At 71.5% G+C, this 24384-nt stretch carries 25 protein-coding genes and 2 pseudogenes; 16 read left to right on the top strand and 11 right to left on the bottom strand.

Annotation, left to right across the window (positions count from 1 at the left end):
- The first annotated feature begins 202 nt into the window (after window positions 1-202).
- The 3 genes from meaB to OV079_RS15400 all read left to right on the top strand — a co-directional run bounded on the left by meaB (window position 203) and on the right by OV079_RS15400 (window position 2788).
- Entirely contained in the window at window positions 203-1213 is a 1011-nt protein-coding gene (gene meaB / locus OV079_RS15410) for a methylmalonyl Co-A mutase-associated GTPase MeaB (RefSeq protein ID WP_267769360.1), read from the top strand.
- Between the two features lie 86 nt (window positions 1214-1299).
- Complete coding sequence (locus OV079_RS55920) at window positions 1300-2298, top strand: DUF1963 domain-containing protein (protein WP_267769359.1); 999 nt, start codon at window positions 1300-1302, stop codon at window positions 2296-2298.
- Between the two features lie 40 nt (window positions 2299-2338).
- The gene (locus OV079_RS15400) at window positions 2339-2788 is read left to right on the top strand and encodes a DUF1963 domain-containing protein (RefSeq protein ID WP_267769358.1); all 450 of its coding nucleotides are present in this window, start codon (window positions 2339-2341) and stop codon (window positions 2786-2788) included.
- A gap of 66 nt (window positions 2789-2854) precedes the next feature.
- Here the strand turns inward: OV079_RS15400 and OV079_RS15395 are convergent, their stop codons facing one another.
- The 5 genes and pseudogenes from OV079_RS15395 to OV079_RS15370 form a co-directional block, all read right to left on the bottom strand.
- The gene (locus OV079_RS15395) at window positions 2855-4318 is read right to left on the bottom strand and encodes an MATE family efflux transporter (protein WP_420829521.1); all 1464 of its coding nucleotides are present in this window, start codon (window positions 4316-4318) and stop codon (window positions 2855-2857) included.
- Window positions 4319-5900, bottom strand: a pseudogene (locus OV079_RS57935) (glucose-6-phosphate isomerase); the annotation flags it as partial.
- A 592-nt stretch (window positions 5901-6492) separates the two neighbouring features.
- On the bottom strand, window positions 6493-7617 hold the full coding sequence (locus OV079_RS15380; protein WP_267769349.1) for a UTP--glucose-1-phosphate uridylyltransferase: 1125 nt from the start codon (window positions 7615-7617) through the stop codon (window positions 6493-6495).
- 301 nt (window positions 7618-7918) lie between these two features.
- Window positions 7919-8659: an NAD-dependent epimerase/dehydratase family protein gene (locus tag OV079_RS15375; protein WP_267769347.1), complete on the bottom strand. Its 741-nt coding sequence runs from the start codon at window positions 8657-8659 to the stop codon at window positions 7919-7921.
- The gene (locus OV079_RS15370; RefSeq protein ID WP_267769346.1) at window positions 8647-9012 is read right to left on the bottom strand and encodes an NAD-dependent epimerase/dehydratase family protein; all 366 of its coding nucleotides are present in this window, start codon (window positions 9010-9012) and stop codon (window positions 8647-8649) included. The genes OV079_RS15375 and OV079_RS15370 overlap by 13 nt, the downstream gene beginning before the upstream one ends.
- 429 nt (window positions 9013-9441) lie before the next feature.
- Between OV079_RS15370 and OV079_RS15365 the strand changes: the two genes are divergently transcribed.
- From OV079_RS15365 to OV079_RS15305, 13 genes and pseudogenes are all read left to right on the top strand, one after another.
- Window positions 9442-10710 carry an aminotransferase class I/II-fold pyridoxal phosphate-dependent enzyme gene (locus tag OV079_RS15365; RefSeq protein WP_267769345.1) on the top strand — a complete coding sequence of 423 codons (1269 nt, stop codon included), beginning with the start codon at window positions 9442-9444 and terminating at the stop codon, window positions 10708-10710.
- A gap of 22 nt (window positions 10711-10732) precedes the next feature.
- Entirely contained in the window at window positions 10733-11743 is a 1011-nt protein-coding gene (locus OV079_RS15360) for an ACP S-malonyltransferase (RefSeq protein ID WP_267769344.1), read from the top strand.
- Window positions 11731-12285 carry a 3-hydroxyacyl-ACP dehydratase FabZ family protein gene (locus OV079_RS15355; RefSeq protein WP_267769343.1) on the top strand — a complete coding sequence of 185 codons (555 nt, stop codon included), beginning with the start codon at window positions 11731-11733 and terminating at the stop codon, window positions 12283-12285. The genes OV079_RS15360 and OV079_RS15355 overlap by 13 nt, the downstream gene beginning before the upstream one ends.
- 19 nt (window positions 12286-12304) lie before the next feature.
- Window positions 12305-12430: pseudogene (locus tag OV079_RS57930) on the top strand (beta-ketoacyl synthase N-terminal-like domain-containing protein); the annotation flags it as partial.
- Between the two features lie 202 nt (window positions 12431-12632).
- On the top strand, window positions 12633-13613 hold the full coding sequence (locus OV079_RS15345; RefSeq protein ID WP_267769340.1) for a beta-ketoacyl-[acyl-carrier-protein] synthase family protein: 981 nt from the start codon (window positions 12633-12635) through the stop codon (window positions 13611-13613).
- Window positions 13614-13621: 8 nt separating this feature from the next.
- Window positions 13622-14365, top strand: coding sequence for an SDR family oxidoreductase (locus OV079_RS15340; protein ID WP_267769339.1), 744 nt, complete (start codon window positions 13622-13624; stop codon window positions 14363-14365).
- A 14-nt stretch (window positions 14366-14379) separates the two neighbouring features.
- Window positions 14380-15621 carry a hydroxymethylglutaryl-CoA synthase family protein gene (locus tag OV079_RS15335; RefSeq protein WP_267769337.1) on the top strand — a complete coding sequence of 414 codons (1242 nt, stop codon included), beginning with the start codon at window positions 14380-14382 and terminating at the stop codon, window positions 15619-15621.
- A gap of 108 nt (window positions 15622-15729) precedes the next feature.
- Window positions 15730-16485, top strand: a complete 756-nt coding sequence (locus tag OV079_RS15330) for an enoyl-CoA hydratase/isomerase family protein (RefSeq protein WP_267769335.1) — start codon at window positions 15730-15732, stop codon at window positions 16483-16485.
- On the top strand, window positions 16482-17180 hold the full coding sequence (locus OV079_RS15325; protein WP_267769334.1) for an enoyl-CoA hydratase-related protein: 699 nt from the start codon (window positions 16482-16484) through the stop codon (window positions 17178-17180). Before OV079_RS15330 ends, OV079_RS15325 begins: the two co-directional genes overlap by 4 nt.
- An 80-nt stretch (window positions 17181-17260) precedes the next feature.
- Window positions 17261-18076, top strand: a complete 816-nt coding sequence (locus tag OV079_RS15320; RefSeq protein ID WP_267769333.1) for an SDR family oxidoreductase — start codon at window positions 17261-17263, stop codon at window positions 18074-18076.
- Window positions 18073-18570 carry an SDR family NAD(P)-dependent oxidoreductase gene (locus OV079_RS15315; RefSeq protein WP_267769332.1) on the top strand — a complete coding sequence of 166 codons (498 nt, stop codon included), beginning with the start codon at window positions 18073-18075 and terminating at the stop codon, window positions 18568-18570. Before OV079_RS15320 ends, OV079_RS15315 begins: the two co-directional genes overlap by 4 nt.
- Window positions 18549-18953, top strand: coding sequence for an SDR family oxidoreductase (locus OV079_RS15310; RefSeq protein ID WP_267769330.1), 405 nt, complete (start codon window positions 18549-18551; stop codon window positions 18951-18953). The genes OV079_RS15315 and OV079_RS15310 overlap by 22 nt, the downstream gene beginning before the upstream one ends.
- Complete coding sequence (locus OV079_RS15305) at window positions 18950-19147, top strand: phosphopantetheine-binding protein (protein WP_267769329.1); 198 nt, start codon at window positions 18950-18952, stop codon at window positions 19145-19147. Before OV079_RS15310 ends, OV079_RS15305 begins: the two co-directional genes overlap by 4 nt.
- 366 nt (window positions 19148-19513) lie before the next feature.
- On the opposite strand, the gene OV079_RS15300 is transcribed toward OV079_RS15305, so the two are convergent.
- The 6 genes from OV079_RS15300 to OV079_RS15275 form a co-directional block, all read right to left on the bottom strand.
- On the bottom strand, window positions 19514-19837 hold the full coding sequence (locus OV079_RS15300; RefSeq protein WP_267768255.1) for a hypothetical protein: 324 nt from the start codon (window positions 19835-19837) through the stop codon (window positions 19514-19516).
- Complete coding sequence (locus OV079_RS15295) at window positions 19834-20940, bottom strand: IS630 family transposase (RefSeq protein ID WP_267769327.1); 1107 nt, start codon at window positions 20938-20940, stop codon at window positions 19834-19836. The genes OV079_RS15300 and OV079_RS15295 overlap by 4 nt, the downstream gene beginning before the upstream one ends.
- A 538-nt stretch (window positions 20941-21478) precedes the next feature.
- Window positions 21479-22282 carry a hypothetical protein gene (locus OV079_RS15290; RefSeq protein WP_267769326.1) on the bottom strand — a complete coding sequence of 268 codons (804 nt, stop codon included), beginning with the start codon at window positions 22280-22282 and terminating at the stop codon, window positions 21479-21481.
- Window positions 22283-22346: 64 nt separating this feature from the next.
- Window positions 22347-22574: a hypothetical protein gene (locus tag OV079_RS15285; protein WP_267769325.1), complete on the bottom strand. Its 228-nt coding sequence runs from the start codon at window positions 22572-22574 to the stop codon at window positions 22347-22349.
- Window positions 22571-23179, bottom strand: a complete 609-nt coding sequence (locus tag OV079_RS15280) for a cob(I)yrinic acid a,c-diamide adenosyltransferase (protein WP_267769323.1) — start codon at window positions 23177-23179, stop codon at window positions 22571-22573. Before OV079_RS15280 ends, OV079_RS15285 begins: the two co-directional genes overlap by 4 nt.
- Window positions 23180-23274: 95 nt before the next feature.
- Window positions 23275-24204, bottom strand: a complete 930-nt coding sequence (locus OV079_RS15275) for a DUF4388 domain-containing protein (protein WP_267769321.1) — start codon at window positions 24202-24204, stop codon at window positions 23275-23277.
- Between the last annotated feature and the right edge of the window lie 180 nt (window positions 24205-24384).

Raw genomic sequence — 24384 nt, 5'->3', positions numbered from 1 at the left:
CGCAGTCCGAGTCGAGCTTTCTCCTCGTGCCCCGGCGCCTGTCGCGTCGAGGGTCGCGCTGTCTCGGCGGTTCGCGTCGTGCCCCGTCGAGAGCGCGAGGGACGCGGCCCGAAGTACGTCTGACCTTCGGGACAGGTCCCCTGGGACATCTGGTGGCGCCGCTTGTCGCGCAGCCTGGCCAGCGGGTATGGTGCGCCCGGCGATGGCACGAGGGCGGCTCAGCGTCGAGGCGTACGCAGCGGGGGTGCAGGCCGGCGATCGGGCGGTGCTGGCGCGAGCGATCACCCTGGTCGAGAGCCAGCGGGCCGACGATCAGGTGCTGGCGCGCGAGCTGGTGGCCGCGCTGCAGACGGGCGATTCACGGGCAGGCGGGGCGCTGCGCGTCGGCATCACCGGCAGCCCGGGGGCGGGCAAGAGCACGCTGATCGAGGCGCTCGGCCTGCATCTGGTGCGAGACCTCGGCCGGCGCGTCGCCGTGCTCGCGGTCGATCCGAGCTCCGTGCGCAGCGGCGGCAGCATCCTCGGCGACAAGACCCGCATGCAGGAGCTGGCCCGGGAGCCGCGCGCCTTCATCCGCCCGTCGCCGTCGCTCGGCGAGCTCGGCGGCGTCGCCCGCCACACCCGCGAGACCGTGCTGCTGTGCGAGGCCGCCGGCTTCGACGTCGTGCTGGTCGAGACCGTCGGCGTCGGCCAGTCGGAGGTGATGGTCGCGCAGCTCGTCGACTGCTTCCTCGTCCTCATGCTCGCCGGCGCCGGCGACGAGCTGCAGGGCATCAAGCGCGGGATCCTCGAGCTCGCCGACATCCTCGCCATCACCAAGGCCGACGGTGACAACCTCGCCGCCGCCGAGCGCGCCCGCGCCGAGTACGCCCTGGCGATGCGCCTCATCCGGCCCAAGCACGCCGGCTGGTCGGTCCCCGTCGTCACCACCTCTTCCGTCACCGGCGCCGGCCTCGCGGCGCTGTGGCAGACCGTCGAGCGTCACCGCGAGGCCCTCCAGGCCGGCCCCGCCTGGCAGGCCCAGCGCGAGGCCCAGCACGTGTACTGGCTGTGGCGCGCGATCGAGGCCGAGTTGATGCGCCGCTTCGCCGCCGATCCCGAGGTGCTCGCGCGCCGGCCCGCGCTCGAGGCGGCCGTCCGCGCCGGGCGGCTCAGCCCCGACCACGCCGCTGCCGAGCTGCTGGCCGCGTTCGCCGGGCCGGCGGGGCGGTAGGGCAGATCCTCGCGCGCATCGTCGGTTCGGGGGCGAAGCGTTGCGCGGGGCGAGCGCGGAATCCGGCCGGTCGCTATGATGCGCCCGTGAGCGTCGATCCCGACCGGTTGCTCGAGTTGTTCCGCCGTCACCTCCCGCTGCGCGAAGGTTCCGTCGAGCTCGCGTTCGCCTCCGGCTACGACGCGCCGGTGTGGCGCACCGAGGCGGGTTATTTCATCGTGGCCCTGCGGCTGACGACCTTCGATCCGGTCGACGGCGTCATCCCGCTCGACGTCCGCGAGCAGGAGGTTTTCATCGGCGACGATCGCAAGCACGCACCCGAGCGCTGGCTGGCGTACGTCGAGGGCCACCTGCGGGCGATGCCCGCGATCCTCGCGCATTTCGACGAACCCGACGCGATGATGCCGTGCGACCTGTTCGTCTACGAGGCCGTGCTCGCCGACGAGGCGCTGCAGCGGGCCGACGACTTCGCCGCGGCGCTCCGCGATCCGGTTCGCATCGCGACCATGGACGAGGCCGCGCGCCAGGCCGAGTGGCGCGAGCGCCTCGAGCCGCTCGGTCTCGCCGATCACGTCGACGAGGTGCGGGCCATGGCGCGCGCGTCGATCCGCCTGCACCTGTCTCGCAGCGAAGAGCTCGACGAGGACGAAGACGATGACGACGATGCCGAGGTCGACGAAGACGAGGGCGGAGAGGACGAGGACGATGACGACGATGCCGAGGTCGACGAAGACGACGGCGACGAAGACGAGGGCGGAGATGCCGAGGTCGACGACGACGACGACGAGGACGCAGAGGCCACCTATAAGCCCGGCCAGACGCGCCTGGGCGGCGCTCCCGACTTGCCGCGCGACCTGCCGTGGCCCGAGGTCGACGGCGTCTTGCTGACCTTCGTCGCCCAGTTCGACCTCGCCGGGCTCGCGGGCCATCCCGCCGCGCGCGAGCTGCCCGCGCACGGCCTCCTGAGCTTCTTCTACGCCCCCATCCCGCCCGACGGCGTGCGCGGCCATCCGGTGCGGGTGCTCCACTTCACCGACCTCGACGCGCTCGCGCGCCGTCCGGTGCCTCCGGGGTCGAGCCGCTGAGCGCCTACGACATCGACGTCGCCGACGAGCGGCTGTACCCGTGCGTCGACAGCTACTTCTTCTACGAGTCCTTGCTGCCCGAGGCGCGCATCCTCGCGGTCCATCGTCAGCGTCAGCGGGGCGAGGGGGCGAGCTCGTCCCGTTCAACCCGCTCGAGTACTTCATCGCCGAGTCCGGCGAGCTCGACGACCACGAGCGGCCGTACCACCGCCTGCTCGGCCACCCGGCCTCGATCCAGGGCGATCCGTACCTCGACGTCGAGATCGACACTCGCCCCCAGGGCTGGGACGGGTGGGACGACGGCAGCCCCGAGGCGCTGGCGATCCGCCGGCGAGCGCTGCGTTGGCGGCTGCTGCTGCAGATCGACGCCACGGAGCGGGACGAGCTGCTGCTCAACCAGGACGGCGGCTTCTTCTACTTCTGGATCCCCGCCGACGCCCTGGCCGTCCACGACTGGTCGCAGGCGCGCGGGGCGCTGCAGTGCCACTGAAGCGCATGTCCGGGGAGCATGTCCGTGAGGACATGCTCGAGAACATGCCCTCGAGGGCATGCTCGATCAGCCGGTCGCGCCGCGGCCGGTGATGTCGATGCGGCGCCAGGCGCCGGTGCGGAAGCGGAGCACCATCGCCAGGGCCAGGAACACCATGTACACGCACATGCTCCACATCGCCGCGGTCGCGCCGCCGTCCCAGACGAACACGGTCAGCCAGGCCAGGGGCAGCCAGATCGCCCAGGCGAGCGCGATCCGGAGGACCAGCGGCCAGGCGGTGTCGCCGGCGGCGCGCAGCGCCTCGCTGAAGGTGATCACCGAGGCGTCGAGCAGCTGCCACACGGCGCTGATCGCCAGCAGCTGGGCGCCGAGGTGCACGACCTCGCTGGACGTCTCGAGCTCGTCGCGGGCGAAGATCGTCATCAGCGGCACCGGGATCGCGAAGTAGAGCAGCCCGACCAGGCCTTGCCACGCGGCGGCGACCGAGAAGGTGCGCATCACGATCCGCGGCACGTGGTCGTGGCGGCCGGCGCCGATCGCCTGGCCGACCAGCACCGCGCCGGCCGAGCCGAGGCCGAAGGCGGGCATGAACGAGACCGAGTTGACGGCCACCACGGCCATCAGCGCCGCGACGGCGACGGTCCCGAGCTCGGCGACCACGAGGTTGATGAAGATCAAGAAGGCCGCGAACTCGAGGAACCAGTTGAGGCCGTTCGGCAGGCCGAACCGCATCATCCGCGAGAACTCGCGCAGGTCGAGGCGGCCGTCCGAGCTGTCCGGAAGGTCAGGTACCGGGTGCTCGACGTGGCCGAGCGCCGCCGGGTCGATGGTCCGCCGGTCGCGCGCGCGCCAGAAGGCGTGGCAGCACACCGCGAAGCCGGCCACGCTGGCGAACACGCTGGCCCACGCGGCCCCCTGGACGCCGAGCGCGGGGGCGCCGAGGTTGCCGTAGATCAGGACCCAGTTGAGGCCGATGTTGACGACCATGGCGACCAGGCTGGCCCGCATCGACACCTGGGTGTCGCCGAGGCCGGCGAACCAGTTGCCGAGCGCCTCGGTGCCGACGACCACGCCGGTGCTGAGCATGCGGATCGCCATGTACTCGGCCATCACCTCGCGCACCGCCGGCTCGTGGCCGGTGAGCGACAGCAGCGGGCCTATCGCCGGGATGGCGGCGATGGTGGCGAGCATCGCCAGCGCGGCCAGGCACACGCCGTACCAGGCGTAGCGGCGCGCGCTGGCGAGGTCGCCGCGTCCGGCGAGCTGGGCCGCGTAGCTCTGGACGATGAACGTGATGCCCATCGGCAGCACGAGGATCCCCAGCGCGTTCATGGCGCCCGTGGTCGCGGCCGCGAGCGCGTCATCGCCGAGCGGGGCGACCATGGCCGCGTCGCTGAAGCTGATCACCGACTGCGCCGAGCGTGCGAGCACGATCGGCCAGGCGAGGGTGATGAGCGCGCGGAGTCCGGGGACCGAGGCCATGGGCGCGGGAGGATACTCGCCCTTCGCCCGCGACGTCTCGCGCGTCAAGGCGCGCGTGAACTGTGCAGCCGCCGGATCGACGAGGCTGTCGACGCTCACGCGGCCGTTGCTGGCGAGGTGACGCAGCACCTGCCACACCGCCACCGGGTCGGCGCCGAGCGATTCGGCGAGCTCGCGCGCGGTCTTGCTTCCCGAGCCGCCCGTCAGCGCGGCGAGCACCGCGGCCTGCAGCGTGAGCACGCCCTTCGCCGCCTGCTTGCCGGCCTCGACGCCGGGCTGGTGGTAGGCGTTGACGTCGATGAGCTCGGCGTAGATCCCGACCGCGCGCTCGAACAGCGCGATCAAGGCGCCGACGGCGGCAGCGTCGACCTGGCGCAGGACGATGGTCGCGCTGGCCCGACCGCGCTCGGCGAGCGCGGCGCGGGTGCCCTGATAGAAGCCGTCGAGGCAGTCGCCCGAGCTCACCTGCGGCTCGACCTCGACCATGCCCGGGCCCGTGACCTGACCGTCGAGGTCGCGGAGCACCCGCACGAACACCGCGAAGAAGTTGTGCAGGCCGTCGCGCAGCTGCTGCACGTAGGCGTGCTGGTCGGTCGAGCCCTTGTTGCCGTAGACCGCGAGCCCCTGCCACACCTCGCGGCCCTGGCGGTCGAGCCGCTTGCCGAGCGACTCCATCACCAGCTGCTGCAGGTAGCGCGACAGCAGCGACAGGCGATCTTTGTATGGCAAAATGACCATGTCCCGAAGGCCATGTCCGAGCCCTGCTGGTGCCACAACCAGGCGAGCAGGGCGGCCGGGTTGCGCCGCGCCGGCCGCACGCGGCCCCACTGGTCCATCGCCGCGGCGCCGCGCAGGAGGCCGCGCCAGTCGTGCCCGAGCAGCGCCGCCGGCAGCAGGCCGACCGGCGAGAGCACGCTGGTGCGCCCGCCGACCCAGTCCCACATCGGGAAGCGCGCCAGCCAGCCCTCGCGCTGCGCCAGTTCATCGAGCGCGCTGCCCGCGAGGGTGATGGCGATCGCCCGCCTGGGGAACTCGATCGCCTGCCGGGCGCAGGCGGCCCGCAGCTCGAGCATGCCGTTGCGCGTCTCGACGGTGGAGCCCGACTTGGAGACGACGAGGATCAAGGTCTGCGCGAGCGTACCTGTCTCTGCGAGCAGGTCGGCGATGCCGGCCGGGTCGGTGTTGTCGAGGACGCGCAGGCTGAAGCCGGGGCCGCTGTCGCGCGCGGTCAGGGCGGCCTCGAGCAGCTGCGGGCCGAGAGCGCTGCCGCCGATCCCGACGAGGATGGCGCCGGTGAACGGCCGACCGTCGTCGGCGAGGATCTGGCCGCCGCGCACGCCGTCGGCGAAGGCCTCGATCTGCCGCCGCTGTCGTGGATGGCCTGGGCGATCGCGGGATCGGGGGCGCGCTCCGGGTCGCGCAACCAGTAGTGCCCGACCATGCGGCCCTCGTCGGCGTTGGCGACGGCGCCGCCCTCGATCCGGTGGAGGGCGTCCAGCGCAGCCTCGAGCCGCGGGGCGTTGGCGGTCAGCGCGGGCTCGTCGAGCTGGGCGTCGGCGAAGTCGAGCTCGATGTCGAGTTCGGCACGGTAAAGGCGCCAGGTGAGATAGTGGTCGAGTGCGTCGGCCATGTCGGCGCGCTTTATAGCAGCGTCGGCGCTCGCGGGGGCCTGGGGACGCCAGGCCTCGGGCGGGCGGCCTTGCTTCGGAGGTTCGTCGCGCTTGCTGCGGGTCTCTCGGTTCGCGAACTGCCGAGGCCGCCTCGCGGGCGGTCGGGGACGCGGGCCGGCGCCCAGTCCTCGCGGATGCACCCTCCTTCGTCGGGCGCATCTCGCTGCGGATGGGCGCCGACCCGCGTCCCCGACCGCTGCACGGCCCGCCTCGTGGGTGGCCCGAGCGCCGGTCGTCGGCTCCGGTGGCGGGAGGGCGCGACGCGGGGAGGCTCTCCGAGCGATGGACGGCCGGCCGGCCGCCCATCGCTCGGACCTCCTGGAGAGCTATCCGGCGCTCGTCGGTGCGCGGCGACGGGTGGCGCGGGGAACGTCTCGGGGCGGGCGAGGGCGGGGAGGACTGGGGAAACTACCGGACATGTCCTTCGTGGCATGTTGTCTGGAACATGGTGAGGAGGACATGTCGCAACGGGCATGTCCTTGCGGGCATGCCGATCGGCGTGGGCCTGCTCGACGGAGACGGAGGGCCGGCGGCGGTGCGAAGGCGCAGGCTTCAGCCGGGATCGAGGCCGACGCCGCGGACGATCTCGGTCATCGCGGGGCGGGCGGCGGCGAGGTCGTCGCGGGTCTTGATCGGGAGGAAGCGGGCGCGATCGACCCGCAGGCAGGCGGTCCGGGCGAATTCGGTGATCTGGCCGATGAGCTGTTCGAACTGGATGACGGGCAGGTCGTCGCGGCCGGGCCACTCGACGGAGCGCTGGACGGGGAACCAGGTGAGCGGGTAGGGGCGCTCGAGGGCGGCCAGGGAGATCCACAGGGTGTTGGTGTTGAAGTGCGGATACTGGGCCAGGGAGACGCCGGGGGGCAGGCGGAAGGACTCGATGATGGTGGCGCGGCCGTCGACCTCGGCGACGCAGCCGCCGGCGTCGTCGGGGGCGCGCGCGACGACCTCGACGCTGAGCTCGGCGCCGCCGTCGACTGCGTCGAGGTGGGCGCCGAGGACGGTGGGATCGAGGGAGGCGCCGAGGTTGTCGACGTTGGAGACGAGGAGGTGCTCGACGCCGCTGCGGCGCAGCTCGGCGACGACGCCGCTGTCGCGCACGCGCCGGAGGGTGTCGCCGTGGCCGGGCGCGGCGTAGACGGTGGTGTCGGGCAAGGCGTCGGCGCCGGGCAGGCTGACGAGCGGGGTGCCGTCCGGCAAGACGCGCGGCATCAAGGACTGCAAGAACTCGAGGCGATCGTCGGCAGGGACGCCGGACCAACCGATGGTGGCGAGGTGATCGCCCGAGGCGGCCGCGGTGGCGAAGCTGTGCATGACGACGGCCGGGACGCCGGCCGCGCGGACGCCGGCGAGCTTGACGGCCAGGAACGAGAGGTCAGGTCGATCGGGCAAGACGGGGACGACGCCCTTGACGACGCCGCCGAAGCGCGTGGCCATGCCGCCGTTCAAGATCAAGGCGGCGACCTTGCGCGCGGCGAGGGCTTCCTGACCGCGCGCGCGCCAGCGGGACCGGGCGTCGGCGCGGCCGAGGTCGAGCAGGACGTCGTCGCCGAGCGGCCGCGGCGGGGCGGTCAGCCGGGCCCGGGTAGGGCTGAGCTCGCCGCGGGCGAGGGCGCTGCGGAGCTCGTCGAAGAGGGCGGCGTCGAAGGCGATGTCGGCGACCGAAGGGCGGAGCATGACGCGCTCGTCTTACTCCACGTCGGCCGCGCGGTCGAACCCGAGGGCCCGAAGACCCGGCGAAAGCGCCCGCGGGTGACGGGCGGACGACATGCTCGCGACGCCTCGCCGACGCACGCCGTCGACTGCGGAATCACCGCAAGAGCGCACCCTCGGGAGCGCCAGGAGCCGGTGCCCTGGCGACGCGGCGCGCGAGGTCCGAGCCGCGTGGTCGCACCGGACCTCGCCGCCCGGAACGACCCTCGTCGTGGACGCCGTCGTCGCGGACGCCAGCGTCACGCGTCGAGGCGGACGCGCGGGATCACAGGCGACCGACGCCGCGGGCCCACGCGACGGTGTGCTCGAGGCCTCGCGCGAGCGGCCACTGCGGGGCGTACTCGAGCTCCCGCACGGCCCGGCTGTCGTCGCACCACCAGCCCGGGGCCATGCTGCCGCGGGCCTTGTCGAGCGTCAGCGCGGGGGCCTTGCCGCGCAGGCGGCCGATCGCGTGGTTGATGCCGGCGACGGTCCACACCGCGGCCTGAGGCATCGGCAGCGCGATCGCCCGCCGGCCGAGCGCGGCGGCGGCGGCCCGGCCGAACTCGACGACGGTGCTGCGCTGGCCGTCGGTCAAGTAGTAGATGCCGGCGCCGGCGGGGTGGGAGATGTCCTCGGGGACATGGTCGAAGGGGCTGCCTTGATCGGCGAGCACGTGCTCGCCGTCGCGGGGGATCGGGCAACCGCGAGCGCCGGCACGGGCGATGCCCTCGACGAGGTCGAAGGCGTGGATGAAGGACATCCACGCGGGGCGCAGGCCGGGCTGGGCGATGACCCCGAACTTGGCCGAGCGGATCATCTGCAACATGTCGAGGTCGCGCGGGCCGTAGACCGCGGGCGGGCGCACGATCACGGCCTCGACGTCGCCGGCGCGCGCGGCCGCGAAGACCAGCCGTTCGCCGTCGAGCTTGCTGTCGCCGTAGAGCGTGTAGCCGACGCGCGGGGCGTGGTGCTCGCGCCGCGCGACCTCCGGGTGCGAGGGGCCGGCGGCCATCAGCGACGACACGTAGACCAGCCGCCGCGGCCGTCGCGGGCCTGGCGGATCGCCGCGAGCACGTTCGCCACGCCGGCCGCGTTGGCCCGCGCGAACTCGTCGCGGGTGAACGCGGCGGTCAGGCCGGCCACGTGATAGACGGTGTCGACGCCGTCGAACGCGGCCGCCATCGCGTCGACGTCGGACAGCGACGCGCGCACGAGCTCGGGCTGCGCGTCGGTCCGCGCGAGCGCGTCGGCGAGGTTGTCGAGGTTGGCGCTGGCGCGGACCATCGCCCGCACCGCGTCGCCGCCCGCGAGCAGACGATCGACGAGGTGACTGCCGATGAAGCCGTTCGCGCCGGTGACGAGGACCTTCGTGCGCACGAAGCGGGGGATTACCTACCGCGACGCGTCGACGTCAAGGCTGTGACACAGGACCCGAGAGCTTCACCACGCGCCGCTTCGATCGCGGTCTCCTGTCCGCAGCATGCGTGACATACAGCCAGTGTGCGACGCATTTCGCAGTCCACACGCGAGCGCGAGCGCGACTCGGCCGTCGAGTTCGCTGCAGGGCGTGGAGATTGTTGCACTCGAGATTAACTACCAGCGGCCGATGCAGCCGCATGCGGCCGTATCGCGGCGCATCATTTTATGCACCGGTTTAAATAGTTCGCCGATAAGGCCAGCGCGTCGCAATCTGCAACATGTGCAACGAGGCGACAGCGCGCGCTGCACGTGGATCCGCATGCGCTGAGGAACAGAATTTCCGTGACAGCCGCGATACTTTCGCTGTAACTACGCCCGGGCCCCGACATGCCGGGGAGTTCCGTGATGGGCCGCGAAGCCGAGCACAGTTTGGCCGACTTCTACTTCTCGGACAGCGACGATCCGCTCCGTCCGCCCGAGGGCTTCGTGCAGTGGGCCGAGGCCGGCTCCTGGGCGATGTCGATGTACGAGCCCCACATGTTGGGGGCCGTCGCACCGCGCATGGCGATCGAACGCGCCGGCGAACGCAGCGACGTCATCAACCTCAGCTCGTACAACTACCTCGGGCTCGCAACGCACCCGGAGGTCGTCGAGGCGGCGCAGGAGGCCCTGCGCACCTACGGCACCGGGGCCTGCGGATCGCCGCTGCTGTCGGGGCTGTCGGATCTGCACCGCGGGCTCGAGCAGGAGCTGGCGGCGTTCCTCGGCCAGGAGGACTGCATCCTCTTCAACAGCGGCTTCGCCGGGGGAATGGGCACGCTGGCCGGCGTGTTGCGCAAGGGCGACGTGGCCATCCTCGACGCCAAGACCCACCTGTGCTCGATCGACGGCGCCAAGCTGTCGCGCGCCAAGCTGGTGTTCTTCGACCACAACGACCCCGACTCGCTCGACCAGGCGCTGACCGACAGCGAGGGCGCGCGCCGGCTGGTGGTGGTCGAGGGCGTGTACTCGATGGACGGCGACACGGCCGATCTGCCGAAGCTGCTGCCGGTCGCCGAGAAGCACGGCGTCGGCGTGCTGATCGACGAGGCCCACTCGATCCTCGTGTACGGGGCCAACGGCCGCGGCGTGGTCGAGCACTACGGCGCCGAGAAGTCGATCGGCCTGCAGTTCGCGACCTTCAGCAAGGCGTTCGCCGGCTGCGGCGGCTTCACCGTCGGCCGCGCGCTGCTGCAGTACATGCGCTACTACATCAACGCCTACGGCTTCAGCGCGCTGCCGCCGGCGGTGGTGGCCGGGCTCCGCAAGGCGCTCGAGGTGGCGACCCGCGACAACTCGCTGCGCGAGACGCTGTGGGCCAACACCCGCTACTTCCGCGAGAAGGCGCAGCAGATCGGCCTCGACCTCGGGCATGGCTCGAGTCAGGTCGTGCCGATCATGGTCGGATCGGATCGCCGCCGGCTGTATGAGTTGACGCGCACGCTCCACCGTCGCGGGCTGTTCCTCGCGCCGGTCGACTACCCCTCGGTGCCCGAGGACGGGCTGCGCTTCCGCGTCGCGATCACGGCCGCGCACACGCGCGCCGACCTCGACCGCGCGCTCGAGATCCTCGAGGACACGATCATCCGCGGCCGCGTCGACGGGGCGGCCGAGTGAGCGGGACAGGGTAGGGGGCACGATGAAGACGACGCTGGTGTTCATGTTCCCAGGGCAGAGCTCGCGCTACCCGGGGATGCTCGGCAAGCTGGCCCGGCTGCACCGCCGGGCCGCCGAGGTGCTGGCGCGCTGCAGCGACGTGCTCGGCCGCGACCTCGACGCGCACACCAGCGAGGACAACCCGACGGCGTTCGATCGCAACGTCGACGTCCAGGTCGGCGTGTTCGTCGCCAACCACATGATGCTCAGCATCCTGCAGGCCGAGGGCGTCGACGCCGAGCTGTCGCTGGGGCTGTCGCTCGGCGAGTACAACCACCTCGTCCACATCGGCGCGCTCGAGCTGCCGGAGGCGCTGCGCCTGGTCCAGGCCCGCGGCGAGGCCTACGACGCCGGCCCGCGCGGGATGATGGCCTCGGTCCAGCCGCTCGACCTCGAGACGCTCGAGGAGGTGGTCGAGCAGATCCGCGGCCAGGGCCTCGGGGTGCTCGAGATCGTCAACCTCAACTCGCCGAAGCAGCACGTGCTGTCGGGCGACGCCGCCGCGGTCGAGGCCGCGGTCGCGCTGCTGGAGGACGAGCACTACGTGGTGCCGACGATCATCGAGCGCCAGGTGCCGATGCACTCGTCGCTGTTCGAGCCGGTCGGCGCGGCCCTGCGCCCGCACCTGCAGCGCGCGCGCTTCAAGGCCCCGCGGCTGCCGTACCTGCCGAACCGCCGCGGCGAGTTCATGCCGGCGCCGGGGCCGGGCGTGTTCGTCGACCTGCTCGAGGAGCACGTGCACACGCCGGTGCTGTGGCGCAAGTCGATCGACCGCGTCACCGAGCGCCACCCGGGCGCGGTGTTCGTCGAGGTCGGCCCGCGCCAGGTGCTGCACAACCTGCTCGATCGCAAGTGGTCGTCGCGGCCGAAGTACGCCACCGACAACCGCGACGACGCCGCCTCACACCTGGCCGGCGTGCTCGCGGCGCTGCGCCAGCACCTGCCGCCGACCCCGCGCAAGGACGTGGCCCAGGAGGCGTCGTGGACGAGCTGAGCGGCCTCGACGCGCTGATCAAGCAGCACCGCCGGCGGCCCGTGTTCGTGCCCGGCGAGGGCAGCACGCCGGTCGAGTTCGGCCGCGCCGCGATCGAGCGCATGCTGCCGCACCGCGACCCGTTCCTGTTCGTCGACGCGATCGACGCGGTCGAGCTGCCGCGCACGCCCGAGGACCCGGGCATGATCCGCGGCGTGCGGACGATCGACGCCGGCGACGCCGTGTTCGCCGGCCACTTCCCCGGCGACCCGGTGTACCCGGGCGTGCTGCTGGTCGAGGCGATCGGGCAGCTCGGGATCTGTCTCTTGCACCTCATGGCCAAAGGGACAGCCAGCATCGACGCCGCGGACGCGCCGGCGCGCCTGCGGCTGCTCAAGGTCCACCACGCCCTGTTCCAGGGCGGCGTCCGCCCGGGCGACCGGCTGACGCTGCTCGCCCGCTCGCTCGAGCACAGCGACTACGTCTCGACCTGCGTCGGCCAGGCCCTCCGCGGCGAGGAGGTCCAGGCCCTCGCGGTGTTCGAGGTCTACTTGATGGACTGACTCCCCCAGAAGAGCACGCATGGTCTCATCGCAGGCACAATCGCCCCGCCGCGTGGTCATCACCGGCCTCGGCATCAACACGCCCCTGGGCGACGATCTCGACACCTTCTACGCCAACCTGGTCGCCGGCAAGTCGGCGATCACGCGCTGGAAGTGGCACAACAACGACGGCGTGTACTCGAAGATCGGCGGCGATCTGTCGGAGTACGACGTCAAGGCCAAGCTGGCGCGCCTGCGCGACGTGCTGCCGGCCGAGGTGCACAAGCGGGCCCGCCAGCGGCAACAAGGCGCCGTTCTCGACGTCGCTGTCGGTGCTGTGCGCGGCCGATGCCTGGCGCGACGCGGGCATGGTCGAGGTCGCGGACCCGACCCGCTGCGCGGTGCTGGTCGGCGGCCACAACCTCAACGAGCGCTACTTCGCCGACAACTACGTCACCTTCCAGACGGAGGACCCCGACTACATCGACTCGATGGCGGCGCTGCACATGCTCGACACCGACCACGCCGGCTCGGTGAGCGAGATGCTCGGCTGGAAGGGCGCCTGCTACACGCTCGGGGGCGCGTGCGCCAGCGCGAACGTGGCCCTGCGCAACGCGATCGACGAGATCCGCCACCACGACCACGACATGGCGATGGTGGTCGGCGCGGTGCTCGACTTCTCGCAGATGGGCGTGCACGCGATGGCGCTGCTCGGCGCCATCACCTTCGAGAGCTTCAACGACACGCCCGAGCTGGCCAGCCGGCCCTACGACTCGCGGCGCGAGGGCTTCGTGCCGTCGCACGGCGCCGGCGCGCTGGTGCTCGAGGAGCTCGGCCACGCGCTGAAGCGCGGCGCGACGATCTACGCCGAGGTGCTCGGCTGCACCTCGACGTCGGACGGCTGCCACCTGCCGTCGCCGTCGACCGAGGGCCAGGCGCGCACGCTCGAGCGGCTGCTGCGGCGCGCGCAGGTGCGGCCCGACGAGATCGACTTCGTCTGCGCCCACGCGACCAGCACGCCGCTCGGCGACCTGTCCGAGCTCAACGCGATCCGCAAGGTCTTCGGCGACCACGCCAAGAAGCTCAAGATCAACGCGCCGAAGTCGATGCTCGGCCACACCTGCTGGTCGGCGCCGGCGGTCGAGACCGTGGCGGCGATGCTGCAGATGCGCGGCGGCGTGCTGCACCCGTCGATCAACATCGACGAGCTCGACCCCGAGGTCGACGTCGACGTGTGCGCCAACAAGGCGGTCGAGCACCGCATCGACCTGATGGTCAAGAACTCGTTCGGCTTCGGCGGCCTCAATTGCTGCGCGCTGTACCGCCGGTGGGACCCGAACAGCCTGTGAGCCGCGCCATGAACTTCTTCGTCACCGGAGGCTCGCGGGGCATCGGCGCCGGCATCGTGCTCGAGGCGGTGCGCGCCGGCCACGACGTCGCGTTCGCGTACCGCAGCAACGACGACGCGGCGCGCCAGATCGAGGCCGAGGCGGCGGCGATCCGCCCGGGCGCGAAGGTCAAGGGCTACGCGCTCGACGTGAGCCGCTCGGACCGCGTCGGCGAGGTCGCGGACGCGGTGCTCGAGGACTTCGACAGCGTCGAGGCGATCGTCAACTGCGCCGGCATCAACCGCGCCAACCTCGTGGTCTCGATGTCCGACGAGGAGTGGCACGACGTGCTCGCCACCAACCTGCACGGCCCGTTCTACGTCGTGCGCGCGTTCCTGCCGGCGATGCTGGCGGCGCGCTTCGGGCGGATCGTCAACATCTCGTCGATCCAGCACAACGGCGCGGCCGGCCAGGCCAACTACGCGGCCAGCAAGGCCGGCCTGCACGGCTTCACCCAGGCGCTCGCCAAGGAGTACGGGCGCAAGGGCATCACCGCCAACGTCGTCGTGCCGGGCTTCTTCGACACCGACATGACGCGCGAGACCATGCCGCAGGCGGCCAAGGACTACTGGCAGCAGTACTGCCCGATGCCGAAGGGGCGCATGGGCACGCTGGCCGAGCTGGCGGCGACGGTCCTGTTCCTGGCCACGGGCGGCAGCTTCATCAACGGTCAGGTCGTGCCGGTCACGGGCGGCCTCGACTGGACGTACTGAGAGGGAGGACGGCGATGGCGCACCACCGGCCGCGCGTGGGCATCGAGCGGATCACGGCGTACCCGTGCACGCTCTCGCTCGACATGAAGCTGCTCGCGGAGGCGCGCGACCACGATCCGCGCCACCCGCTCGAGGAGCTGTGGGTCAGCGAGCGCTCGCTCAACCCGACGTGGGAAGATCCGGTGACGATGGCGGTCAACGCCGCGCTGCAGATCGTCCGGCCCGAGGACCGCCAGGACATCGAGCTCGTGATCGTCGGCACCGAGTCGTCGGTCGACTTCGGCAAGCCGATCTCGACCTACGTGCAGCGCTACTGCGGGCTCACGGCCAACTGCCGCAATTTCGAGACCAAGCACGCCTGCTACGGCGGCACCGGCGGTCTGATGATGGCGGCTCACTGGGTCGCGTCGGGCGCGGCGCCGGGCAAGAAGGCGCTCGTGGTCTGCACCGATCAGAGCCGCGTGCACCTCGGCCAGCCGTGGGAGTACGTGCTCGGCGCGGCGGCGACGGCGATGCTGGTCAGCGCCCAGCCCGACGTCCTCGAGCTCGACCTCGACACCTGCGGCTACTGGACGCAGGAGATCTTCGACACCTACCGCCCGACCTCGACGAAGGAGGTCGGCCACGCCGACACCAGCCTGTACGGCTACCTCGACGCGCTCGAGGGCGCCTACGACCACTTCGTCGCCCGCTCGGGCATGGTCGACTACGACGCCGAGTTCGCGCGCCACATCTACCACGTGCCGTTCGGCGGCATGACCTTCCGCGCCCACCGGGCGCTGCTCCGCCGCGGCCCGCACGAGATGTCGCTGCGCGAGGCCAGGGCTCACTTCGAGCGCAAGTCGAAGCAGGCGCTGCGCTTCAACTCGCGCTTCGGCGGCACGTACACCTCGGCGACCTTCATCGCCATGCTCGGCCTCATCGACGCCGACCCCGAGCTGCGCGCGGGCGACAAGGTCTCGATCTTCTCCTACGGCTCGGGCTCGTGCGCCGAGTTCTACCGCGCGACCGTCGGCGAGCGCGCGCGCGAGCAGGTCGCCAGTCAGCACGTCGGCGCCGGCCTCGATCGCCGCATGCCGCTCACCATCGACGAGTACGAAGCGCTCGAGCGCCAGCGCGCCGCGTACATCGACCAGAGCGACTACGAGGTCGACCAGTCGGGCCTGCGCGGGCTCTACGAGCGCGCCTACGCCGGCAAGGGCCGCCTCGTGCTCGACGCGGTGCGCGGCTACCAGCGGGAGTACCGCCTGTCCTGAGGCTCCGACCATGCCGCGCACGTCCCTCGCCACGCCGGCCGCGCCGCCCCTCGGCGGCGTGCGGCCCGGCCGCTCGTTTCATCGTCTCAGCACTCCGGAGGTGATCGCGTGCGCGTCCGCTGCGAAGAGGGCGAGCTAGTTCATCGGCTGTTCCTCGGGACAGGTCCCGGAGGACATGTCGCATTGGACACCGACGGGATCGCCGCGCTGGCCGAGGCGGTCGAGCAGGCGGTCGCCGGTCCGGCGCGCGCGCTGGTGATCGCCAGCGAGGGCCCCGAGTTCTGCGCCGGCATGGACCTCGCGGCGGCGCTGCGGACCCCGTCGGCGCAGATGCGCGAGGCCATGCAGCGCTTCGCCAGCTGCCTCGAGCTGCTGGCCAGCGCGAAGCTGGCGACGATCGCGGTGGTCACCGGCGCGGCCAGCGGCGGCGGGGTCGGCCTCGCGGCCGCCTGCGACCTTGTGGTGGCGGCGCCGGGGGCCACGTTCGCGCTGCCGGAGCTGCGCTACGGGCTGGTGCCGGCGGTGATCTTCCCGGCGCTGGAGGCCCGGATCGGCGCGCGGCGGACCCGGCGGCTGGCGCTGACCGGCGAGCTGGTGACCGCGGCCCAGGCCGAGCCGTGGGGCCTCGTCGACGCGGTCGCGGACGACCCGGACAAGGCGCTGCGCGGGCTGTTGCGCTCGCTGCTGCGCGCGCGCCCGCAGGCGGTGGCGACGCTCAAGCGGATCACCGGACCCGCGGGGCAGGGCGGGGTGGCCCAGACCGCGGCCGACCTCGAGGACCCCGAGCTGCGGGCGGCGCTGGCGGCCCTGCTGGCCGAGGGCCAGGCGCCGCCGTGGTTCGTCAGTCTGAAAGGACAGGAATGAACGCGCATGTCCAAACAGACAGCCTCGTCGAGGTGACGCTCGAGCGCGACGGCGTGGCCGTGCTGACCATGCGCGACGCGGCCGGCAAGAACGCGTTCGGCCGCGCGTTCGTCGCGACGTTGACGCGCGCGCTCGAGGACCTCGGCCGGCGCGCCGACGTGCGCGTGGTCGTGATCGCCGGCCTGCCCGAGGTGTTCTCCGCCGGCGGCGACCGCGACGTCCTGCTCGGCCTCGCCGACGGCACGATCGCCCCGTACGACCTGCTGCTGACGCGGGCGCTGCTCGAGGTGCCGGTGCCGACGATCGCCGCGATGGCGGGGCCCGCGGTCGGCGGCGGCCTGGTGTTCGGCCTCGCCTGCGACATGGTCGTGATGGCCCGCGAGAGCCGCTACGGCGCCAACTTCATGGACCTCGGCTTCACGCCGGGGATGGGCGCGACGCGCCTCGTGCAGTTCGCGTTCGGCGAGTACGTCGGGGCCGAGATGCTGTACGGCTCGCAGTACTTCCGCGGGGAGCATTGGCGGGGCGCGGCCAGGTCAACGCGGTCGTGCCGCGCGCCGAGGTGCTGCCGCGGGCGCTCGACATGGCGGCGCGGATCGCCGACAAGCCGCGGGCTGCGCTGCTGTTGCTCAAACGTGCGCTGGCGTTGCCGCGGCGACGGGCCTTCGAGGAGGCGCGCACGGTCGAGTCGATGATGCACGAGGTATGCTTCGCCGACCCGGAGACGGTGGCGCGGATCCGCACGAACTACGGGCCAGGCCAGGGAGGATGACGCTTGCTCAATGACTTCAAGGACAGGGTCGTCTTGATCACGGGCGGGACGCGCGGCATCGGCCTCGCGTGCGCGCTCGCGTTCGGGCGCCAGGGCGCGCGCACGGTGCTGACGCACCGCTGGGGCTCGGCCGACGAGGACGCGCTGAAGGCCCGCTTCATCGCCGCCGGGGGCCCGGCGCCGCTGGTGATCGAGGCCGACGCGTCGCGCGAGGAGGACACCGACAAGCTGACCGCGCGGCTCAAGGAGGAGTGCGACGGCGTGTGGGCGTTCATCAGCAACGTCTGCGTGGTCCAGCGCGGCGAGGGGCCGGAGAAGCACACCCGGCGCGCGCTGTACAAGAGCCTCGAGTACTCGAGCTGGCCGTTCGTCGGCTACCTGCAGGCGCTGCACGCCGCGTTCGGCCGCTACCCCCGCTACGCGCTGGCGATGTCGTCCGACGGGCCCGACACGCACTACCCCGGCTACGACTACGTGGCGGTGGCCAAGGCGGTGCTCGAGACGTTCGTGCGCTACATGAGCACGCACTTGTACGAGCACGGCTGCATCGTCAACGCCCTGCGCACCCGCCAGGTCATGACCGAGAGCTACGAGCAGATGTTCGCCGCCCAGCAGCGCGAGCTGGCGAGCAAGTTCCCCGAGTTCGCGTGCACCGTCGACGAGGTCGCCGACACGACCCTCGCGCTGTGCAGCGGGCTGTTCGACGCGATGGGCGGGCAAGTGCTGACGCTCGACCGCGGCGCGGCGTTCGTCGACAACGTCGCCACGCTCGGGCCGCGGCTCGTCGGCGGCAGCGACAAGGAAGGAGCTCCGGCGTGATCCTCCGCAACGACCTCAAGGGCAAGGCCATCATCGTCACCGGCGGGACGGCGGGCATCGGCCTGGCGACCGGCCTGCTGTTCGGCAAGTACGGCGCGCACGTGTACCTGACGCACCGCTGGGGCTCGGCCGACGAGGACGAGCTGCGGGCCCGGTTCGAAGCCGCGGGCGCGCCGGCGCCGACGATCGTCGAGGCCGACGCGTCGCAGGACGAGGACACCGAGGCGCTGATGGAGGCGGTCAAGCGCGACCACGACGCCGTGTTCGCGCTGATCAGCAACGTGTCGTTCGCCCACGTCAGCAAGTCGCACGAGGACCTCGACAAGAAGAGCTTCCTGCGCAGCCTCGGCTACAGCGCGTGGCCGTTCGTCGGCTACCTGCAAGCCATCCGCGAGACCTTCGGCCGCTGGCCCGCTACGCGGTGGGAATGTCGTCGCGCGGGCCTGAGTACTTCCTCCCGGGCTACGACTTCGTGGCCGCGAGCAAGACCGTGATGGAGACCTTCTGTCGCTACCTCACGGCAGATCTGCTCAGTGAGGATGTTCGCATCAACATCCTGCGCGCGAACCCGGTCGAGACTGCATCGCTGGAGGCCACCTTCGGGCCCGACTTCGTGCCGTTCTGCAAGAAGTACTACTCGGAAGGCTGGTTCATCGACCCCGACGAGGTCGCGGCCGCGGCGCTGGCCCTCTGCAGCGGCCTCATGGACGGCGTCAAGGGGCAGATTCTGCTACTGGACAGGGGCCTCGGTTTCGCCGACAACGTCGTTCGCCTGTTTTCGGCGCGCGAGCGCCACGGGCTGAGTTTTGACCTTCGCTTCCTGCGAGATTCGCTGCGGGCAACCTGCACCGCGCCCACCAAGGAGAACCGAGAATGAGCACCCGCGATGATGTCTTGGCCGTCGTCAAGCGCCACCTCGTGGACACCGTCGAAGGGATCGATGCGGCCCAGGTCGACCCCGCCAAGTCGATGAAGGACCTCGGGGCCAACAGCCTCGACATCGTCGAGGTCGTCTCCTGCAGCATGCGCGAGCTCAAGGTGAAGATCCCCGCGCCGAGCTCAACAAGCTGACGAACATCGACGAGCTCGTCGACCTGCTGCACAAGACGGTGCAAGAGAAGCAGGCCGCGGCGTCCTGAGCGCCGCCGGCGTGTGTCCCCGCGGACAGGGTCCCGGGACATGACCGATCGGCCAGACACGTTCGCGCCCGCGCTGCGCTCGCCGCAGCCCGGGCGCGCTCGTCGTACCTGGACCTCGCGCGTCGCTTAGCCGGGTGGCTCGAGCGCAGTCGTGCGCGGCGCTGGCGCTGGGGTGCGTCAGGCCTTCGGGGCAGGTGTGGACCTCGGGCGGAGAACGCGGCGAGGCGGTACGCCTGGCCTTCGGGTCAGGTGTAGACTCGTTCGCTAGTACAGCCGCCCCGAAGTTCTTCGAGGGTTGTTAGGCCTGTGGCGTGAGGACCCACCCGAAGTCCGCGACGAGCGCCTCGAGCAGTGCGTCGCGGGGGGCGCGGAGGGGAGTCGGTTGCCAGCGGCCCGTGTGGGTGGCCATCTCAAGCTGCCAGATCTGGCCGGCCACGCGGCGCAGGCGAGCGTGCGGGATAGGGTCGTTTGAGGGACCGGACTCGAGGGTGATGAGCGCCCCGCGGTGGCGGACGCGGATGTGCGCGAGGTTTGGACGACGGCGAAAGAACTGTTCGACGGCGCGAAGGTCGTCGTCCGTGTCGGGGACGGCGCGGCGGGCGGTGGTTCGAGGGCGGCTCATGAGGCGAGTCGCCGCTCATTCTGGACGAAGTGGCCGCGGAAGGTCCAGTTGAACGGGTGGGCCTCCTTGCGGTTCCAGTGCCGGATGAAGCCCCTCACGGCGCGAAGCAACGCGTCGGCGTCGGGGAAGTCGGCGTGGCGCAGGACGCGACGCTGGAGCAGCGAGAACCAGATCTCGATCTGGTTGACCCACGACGCGTGCAGCGGCGTGTAGACGAAGTGGAACCGGCCGCCGTGACGCTTGTTGAAGCGGGCCCAGCGCTCCTCTCGACCATCGTAGTGGATGTTGAGGTTGTCCCAGACGACGTACACGTCGCCGGTCGGGTACTTGCGCGCCAGGCCCTCCATGAATGCGACGAGGTCCTTGGCTTCGCGCCCTGCCTTGCACTCGCCGAACAGCTCGCCGGTGCGAACATCGAAGGCGCCGAACAGGCACCACGTACCACGTCGGATGTACTCGAACTCGAAGCGACCGGCCCGTCCAGGGGCCGGAAGCTTGGTCGGAAACCGGCGTCCGAGTGCTTGCATGCCGGTCTTCTCGTCGACGCAGATGACATGAGCCTCGTCCGGCGGGTGATGATAGAGGTCGCAGATATGCTGTACTTTGGGACAGAACTCAGGATCGGGGCTGTGCAGCCACAACCTCATCTTGTGAGGTCTGAAGTCCTCGTTGCGGAGGATCCTGCCCACCTCGGACACGCTGAGCTTCACGCCCGTCTCGCGCAGCAGCACCTTCGCCAGGGCCCCGTAGGTCCACGTGGTCTGGTGCTTGACACCGTGGTTTTCCGGCTTGTCGCATGCGAGCTTGATGAGCTCGCACCGCGTTGCCGCGGAGACCCGCGCTGGACGGCCGCTGCGCGGCAGATCTGCGAGCGTGCTCACCCGGCCGTCCTCGGCGAAGCGCTGGCGCCACTGCCTCACGGTGTCGACGTGGCAGCCCACTCGCCGAGCAATCTCGGCGTTCGGGAGCCCTTGGGCCGCCAGCAGCACGATCCTGGCTCGCTGAACCAGGCGCGCCTCGATGCAACGACTCCGCGCCAGCGCCTCCAGCTCCTTGCGGACGGACGGCGCCAGGCGGAGTCGCTGCGCTCTCGGTCCCGGCACACCAATGAGATCGTTTTCGCGCGCTCTCTATTTCAAGGCCTACGGCCCCTTCAGCGATGGATCCAGGTGGATCCATGAACCGCCGCCGTCGATAAACCCCTGGAGAACTTCGGAGCGGCTGTACTAGGCAGCCGGAGGACCAGCGCCGCGGCGAACCGGCGCACCTAGGCCCGAGGCCAGGCGCGGCCTTCGGGCGCCGCAGGCAGCGTTTCGGCGTTACATCTGGCCTGAGGGGCAGGTGCGGACTTCAAGCGGGTCAGCGCTGCGGCGAGGATGCGCCTGGCTTTTGGGTCAGGTGCGGACTCTGTCGGGGGTAGCCGGCGGACTGGCGCCGCGGTGAACCGACGCACCAGGTTTGAGGCCAGGTGCGGCCCTCGGGCGCGGCAGTCGGCGGGCAGCGCTGCGTCGTCACACTTTGCCTGAGGGGCAGGTGCGGACTTCGGGCGCGCTGCGGCGAGGATGCGCTCTGGCCTTTGGGCCAGGTACGCGGCTCGGTTGAGCCCGCGGGTCGGCGCGCAGTCATCACCTGACTTGCAGCTCAGGCGGGCGGGAGTCGGCGGACCAGCGCCTCGGCGCGGCGCCAGGCCGACACGACCAGCAGCGCCCACACGTTGAGCCCGACCGCGACCGCGAGCGCGGCTGTCCAGAAGGACAGATCGAGCCGGATCGCCGCGGCGGCGGTGGCGACGTAGAGCAGCGCGAGGTGGGTGTCGTGGCTCAGCGGCGCTGCCATGCGCAGCGGCGGGGCCAGCAGCGAGCGGGCCGCGCCGGGGGTGGGACGAGGGCCGGTGTGCTCCGGCCCGAGCAGCGCGGCCGCGATGTCGTGGAACACAGCGGGGCCGAGCCCGCGGGACAGCGCGGCGACCGAGGGCCGCGGCGAGGGCGGCGCTGTGTCGCTGCCTGCGCCGGTCAGGTCGCGGAAGCGGCGACGCAGCTCGGCGTGCAGCCCGACGTGGATCAGCGCGCTGACCAGCGCCACCGACGCGAGGGTGCAGGCCCACGGGTTGGCCGGCGCCGCTCGCAGCGTCAGCGCGACCCAAAAGGCGGCGCCGATCGTAAACTCGAGCGTGCCGGCCTCGGCCTCCGCGGCGCCGGCGAGGAGGCGGCGACACCGGCTGGCGACGGTGAACGCGAACAACAGCCAGGCGGGGAAGATCCAGTCGACGCCGCTCGGCGCGGCCAGCAGCACGGCGACGGCGCCGGTGAGGCCGACCACCAGTCCGGCGAGGGTGAGCAGCTCGACGCTCGGCGCCGGTCGCACCCGCTCGAGGACCCACGCTGCGAGCGGCCGATGGAGGTGGCGATCGAGAGTTCCCTCGGTGATCGGATCGTCGTCGGCCATCGCCTCGGAGGGTGGGCGGGGCCTCGGGCCCTGTCAAGCGAGCCCCGGCGCCGCCACAAACCGCTCAGGAGCGCGGCTTGACGTTGTCGGGGACGACGAGCCCCTGCCCGTCGACGGTCTTCCAGAAGGCGGGCCAGCGCGAGATCTCGCGCAGCGTCGGCAGCACGTCGACGGGGTTGTGCGGGTACGTGCGGCGCAGGAACAACACCGCGGCCTCGGCCGACGGCGCCTCGAGGAAGTGCGCCTCGCCGGGTGGGTACTCGTAGCGGAATTTCAGGAGAGGCGGGGTCACGGGGCGGGCTTCCGACGGTGGGTATCCCACAGCACTTCGGGGACGGCGAAGGCGTGGGCCGCGGCGCGGGCGACGACGAAGAACCAGTCGCTCAGGCGATTGATGTAGCGGACGGCCTCGGGGCGGACCGGCTCGACGCGGGCGAGGGCGACGACGTTGCGCTCGGCGCGGCGGCACACGGTGCGCGCGAGGTGGGCCCAGGCGCCGAGCGGCCCGCCGCCCGGCAGGATGAAGCTGCGCAGCGGCGGCAGGTCGTGGTTCCACGCGTCGAGCTCGTGCTCGAGGCGCGTGACGTCGGCCTCCTCGACCTTGAGCGGCGCCTTGCCCTCGGTCGCGCCGGGCGTCGCCAGCTCCGCGCCGAGGTCGAACAGCTCTTGCTGGATCCGCGCCAGCGAGGCGTCGAGCGCGGCCAGGAACTCGCGGCGCTCGCCGGGCTCGCCGACGCGGGAGAGCTCGACGCGCAGCACGCCGATCACCGCGTTGAGCTCGTCGACCTCGCCGTAGGCGGCGACCCGCGGGGTGTCCTTGCCGACGGTGTCGCCGCTGGCGAGCATCGTGTCGCCGCAGTCGCCGAACTTCGTGTAGACCTTGCTGATGTAGACCACGGGGCTGTCCGATCGGCCAGGTTTATTCGGGCAGGTGCTCGGGAGCAGGTGCCGAGGGACATGCCCGTGAGGACATGTCCCTCAGGACAGTCGGCTCAGCGGCCCTTCAGCGCGGCGATGAGGCGCGGCTGGAGCTCGGGGATGATGACGAACACCCAGCCCAGCTGCGCCTTGACGCCGTCGACGAGGATCGCCCAGCGGTGGCGATCGTCGAGCTCGATGACGAAGATCAGGAGGCCGTTGTCGCCCTCGATGATGAACTTGTTGATGCCCTTGGCGAGGGCGTCCTCCGAGCGGGTCAGCGCGTTGTGCAGCTGCTCGGACAGGCGGTTGAACATGGCGCACGCCTTGGGCGCCGAGTTGATGCCCGCGAGCGACATGCCCGAGGCCTTGCTGATGATGTCGACGCTGATGAGGCCGCCCATGAGGTGGTCGTCGAGCTCCTCGAGGATGGCCTTCACGACCTTGAGGTCCATGTCTGACAGCTCCTTGTCGCGCGCTGCAACGTTGGGGGCGGCCGCGTAGGCCGGCGTCGGTGGGGTGAGGGGCAGCGGCGGAAGTGGCGGGACGGTGACCGGCGCAGCTCGCTGCGGCTTCTCGATCACCGGCACCGGCGGAGGGGAGGGCGGCGTCGCGGCACGTGGCGGTGGCTCGCGTTGCGGCGGCGGCTCGCTGCGCGGCGGCTCGCTGCGCGGCGGGGGCTCGTTGCGCGAAGCCTCGTCGCGCTGACGGGCCCGGTCCATCAACAACGCGACGATCGAGGTGTGTCGCACCGTCTGCGGGCAGTTCTCGGGCAACTGCGAAGACGAGACGCTCCCCTCGCGCCAGTCGAGGATCGTGTTGACGGCGTCGTCACCCTGGGCCGCGCCGGTCTCGGCGTGGACGAGGTTGCCGCCCTGGAAAAACATCGCGCCGACGCCATGCGGCGACTCGACGGACAGCTTGATCGACATGCGCGACGTCTGCGCAAGTTGCAGGATGTCCCAAAGTTCAAATCCACCGATCTGGGCGATCGTGGTTGCCATTATTCGCCTCCCCGTGGCCCACGTGGGCCGCGACCGCGATCGGAGGGACAGCTCCCGCCGATGTTGGTCTGGGTACAATACCGCGCCTGCTCATATCTTTGGGACAGGTTCTTCACGCGAGCCTGCGGCGACGCCATCTCAGCCCAGGTCCGTGGGGCCGTAACGGCGTCGCGTGTGTCC

Origin of the sequence: Nannocystis pusilla (assembly GCF_026626665.1) — a bacterium.
Lineage (GTDB): Bacteria > Myxococcota_A > Polyangia > Nannocystales > Nannocystaceae > Nannocystis > Nannocystis pusilla.
The sequence above is the reverse complement of the archived record's forward strand: the minus strand, read 5'-3'. Positions and strand labels throughout refer to the sequence as shown.

What these genes read in the sequence shown, in the direction of transcription:
- meaB (WP_267769360.1), top strand. Translation starts at nt 203, where the DNA reads ATGGCACGAGGGCGGCTCAGCGTCGAGGCGTACGCAGCGGGGGTGCAG.
- OV079_RS15380 (WP_267769349.1), bottom strand. Translation starts at nt 7,617, where the DNA reads ATGCTCCGCCCTTCGGTCGCCGACATCGCCTTCGACGCCGCCCTCTTC.
- OV079_RS15365 (WP_267769345.1), top strand. Translation starts at nt 9,442, where the DNA reads ATGCCGGGGAGTTCCGTGATGGGCCGCGAAGCCGAGCACAGTTTGGCC.
- OV079_RS15360 (WP_267769344.1), top strand. Translation starts at nt 10,733, where the DNA reads ATGAAGACGACGCTGGTGTTCATGTTCCCAGGGCAGAGCTCGCGCTAC.
- OV079_RS15345 (WP_267769340.1), top strand. Translation starts at nt 12,633, where the DNA reads ATGGTCGAGGTCGCGGACCCGACCCGCTGCGCGGTGCTGGTCGGCGGC.
- OV079_RS15340 (WP_267769339.1), top strand. Translation starts at nt 13,622, where the DNA reads ATGAACTTCTTCGTCACCGGAGGCTCGCGGGGCATCGGCGCCGGCATC.
- OV079_RS15335 (WP_267769337.1), top strand. Translation starts at nt 14,380, where the DNA reads ATGGCGCACCACCGGCCGCGCGTGGGCATCGAGCGGATCACGGCGTAC.
- OV079_RS15325 (WP_267769334.1), top strand. Translation starts at nt 16,482, where the DNA reads ATGAACGCGCATGTCCAAACAGACAGCCTCGTCGAGGTGACGCTCGAG.
- OV079_RS15305 (WP_267769329.1), top strand. Translation starts at nt 18,950, where the DNA reads ATGAGCACCCGCGATGATGTCTTGGCCGTCGTCAAGCGCCACCTCGTG.
- OV079_RS15300 (WP_267768255.1), bottom strand. Translation starts at nt 19,837, where the DNA reads ATGAGCCGCCCTCGAACCACCGCCCGCCGCGCCGTCCCCGACACGGAC.
- OV079_RS15290 (WP_267769326.1), bottom strand. Translation starts at nt 22,282, where the DNA reads ATGGCCGACGACGATCCGATCACCGAGGGAACTCTCGATCGCCACCTC.
- OV079_RS15275 (WP_267769321.1), bottom strand. Translation starts at nt 24,204, where the DNA reads ATGGCAACCACGATCGCCCAGATCGGTGGATTTGAACTTTGGGACATC.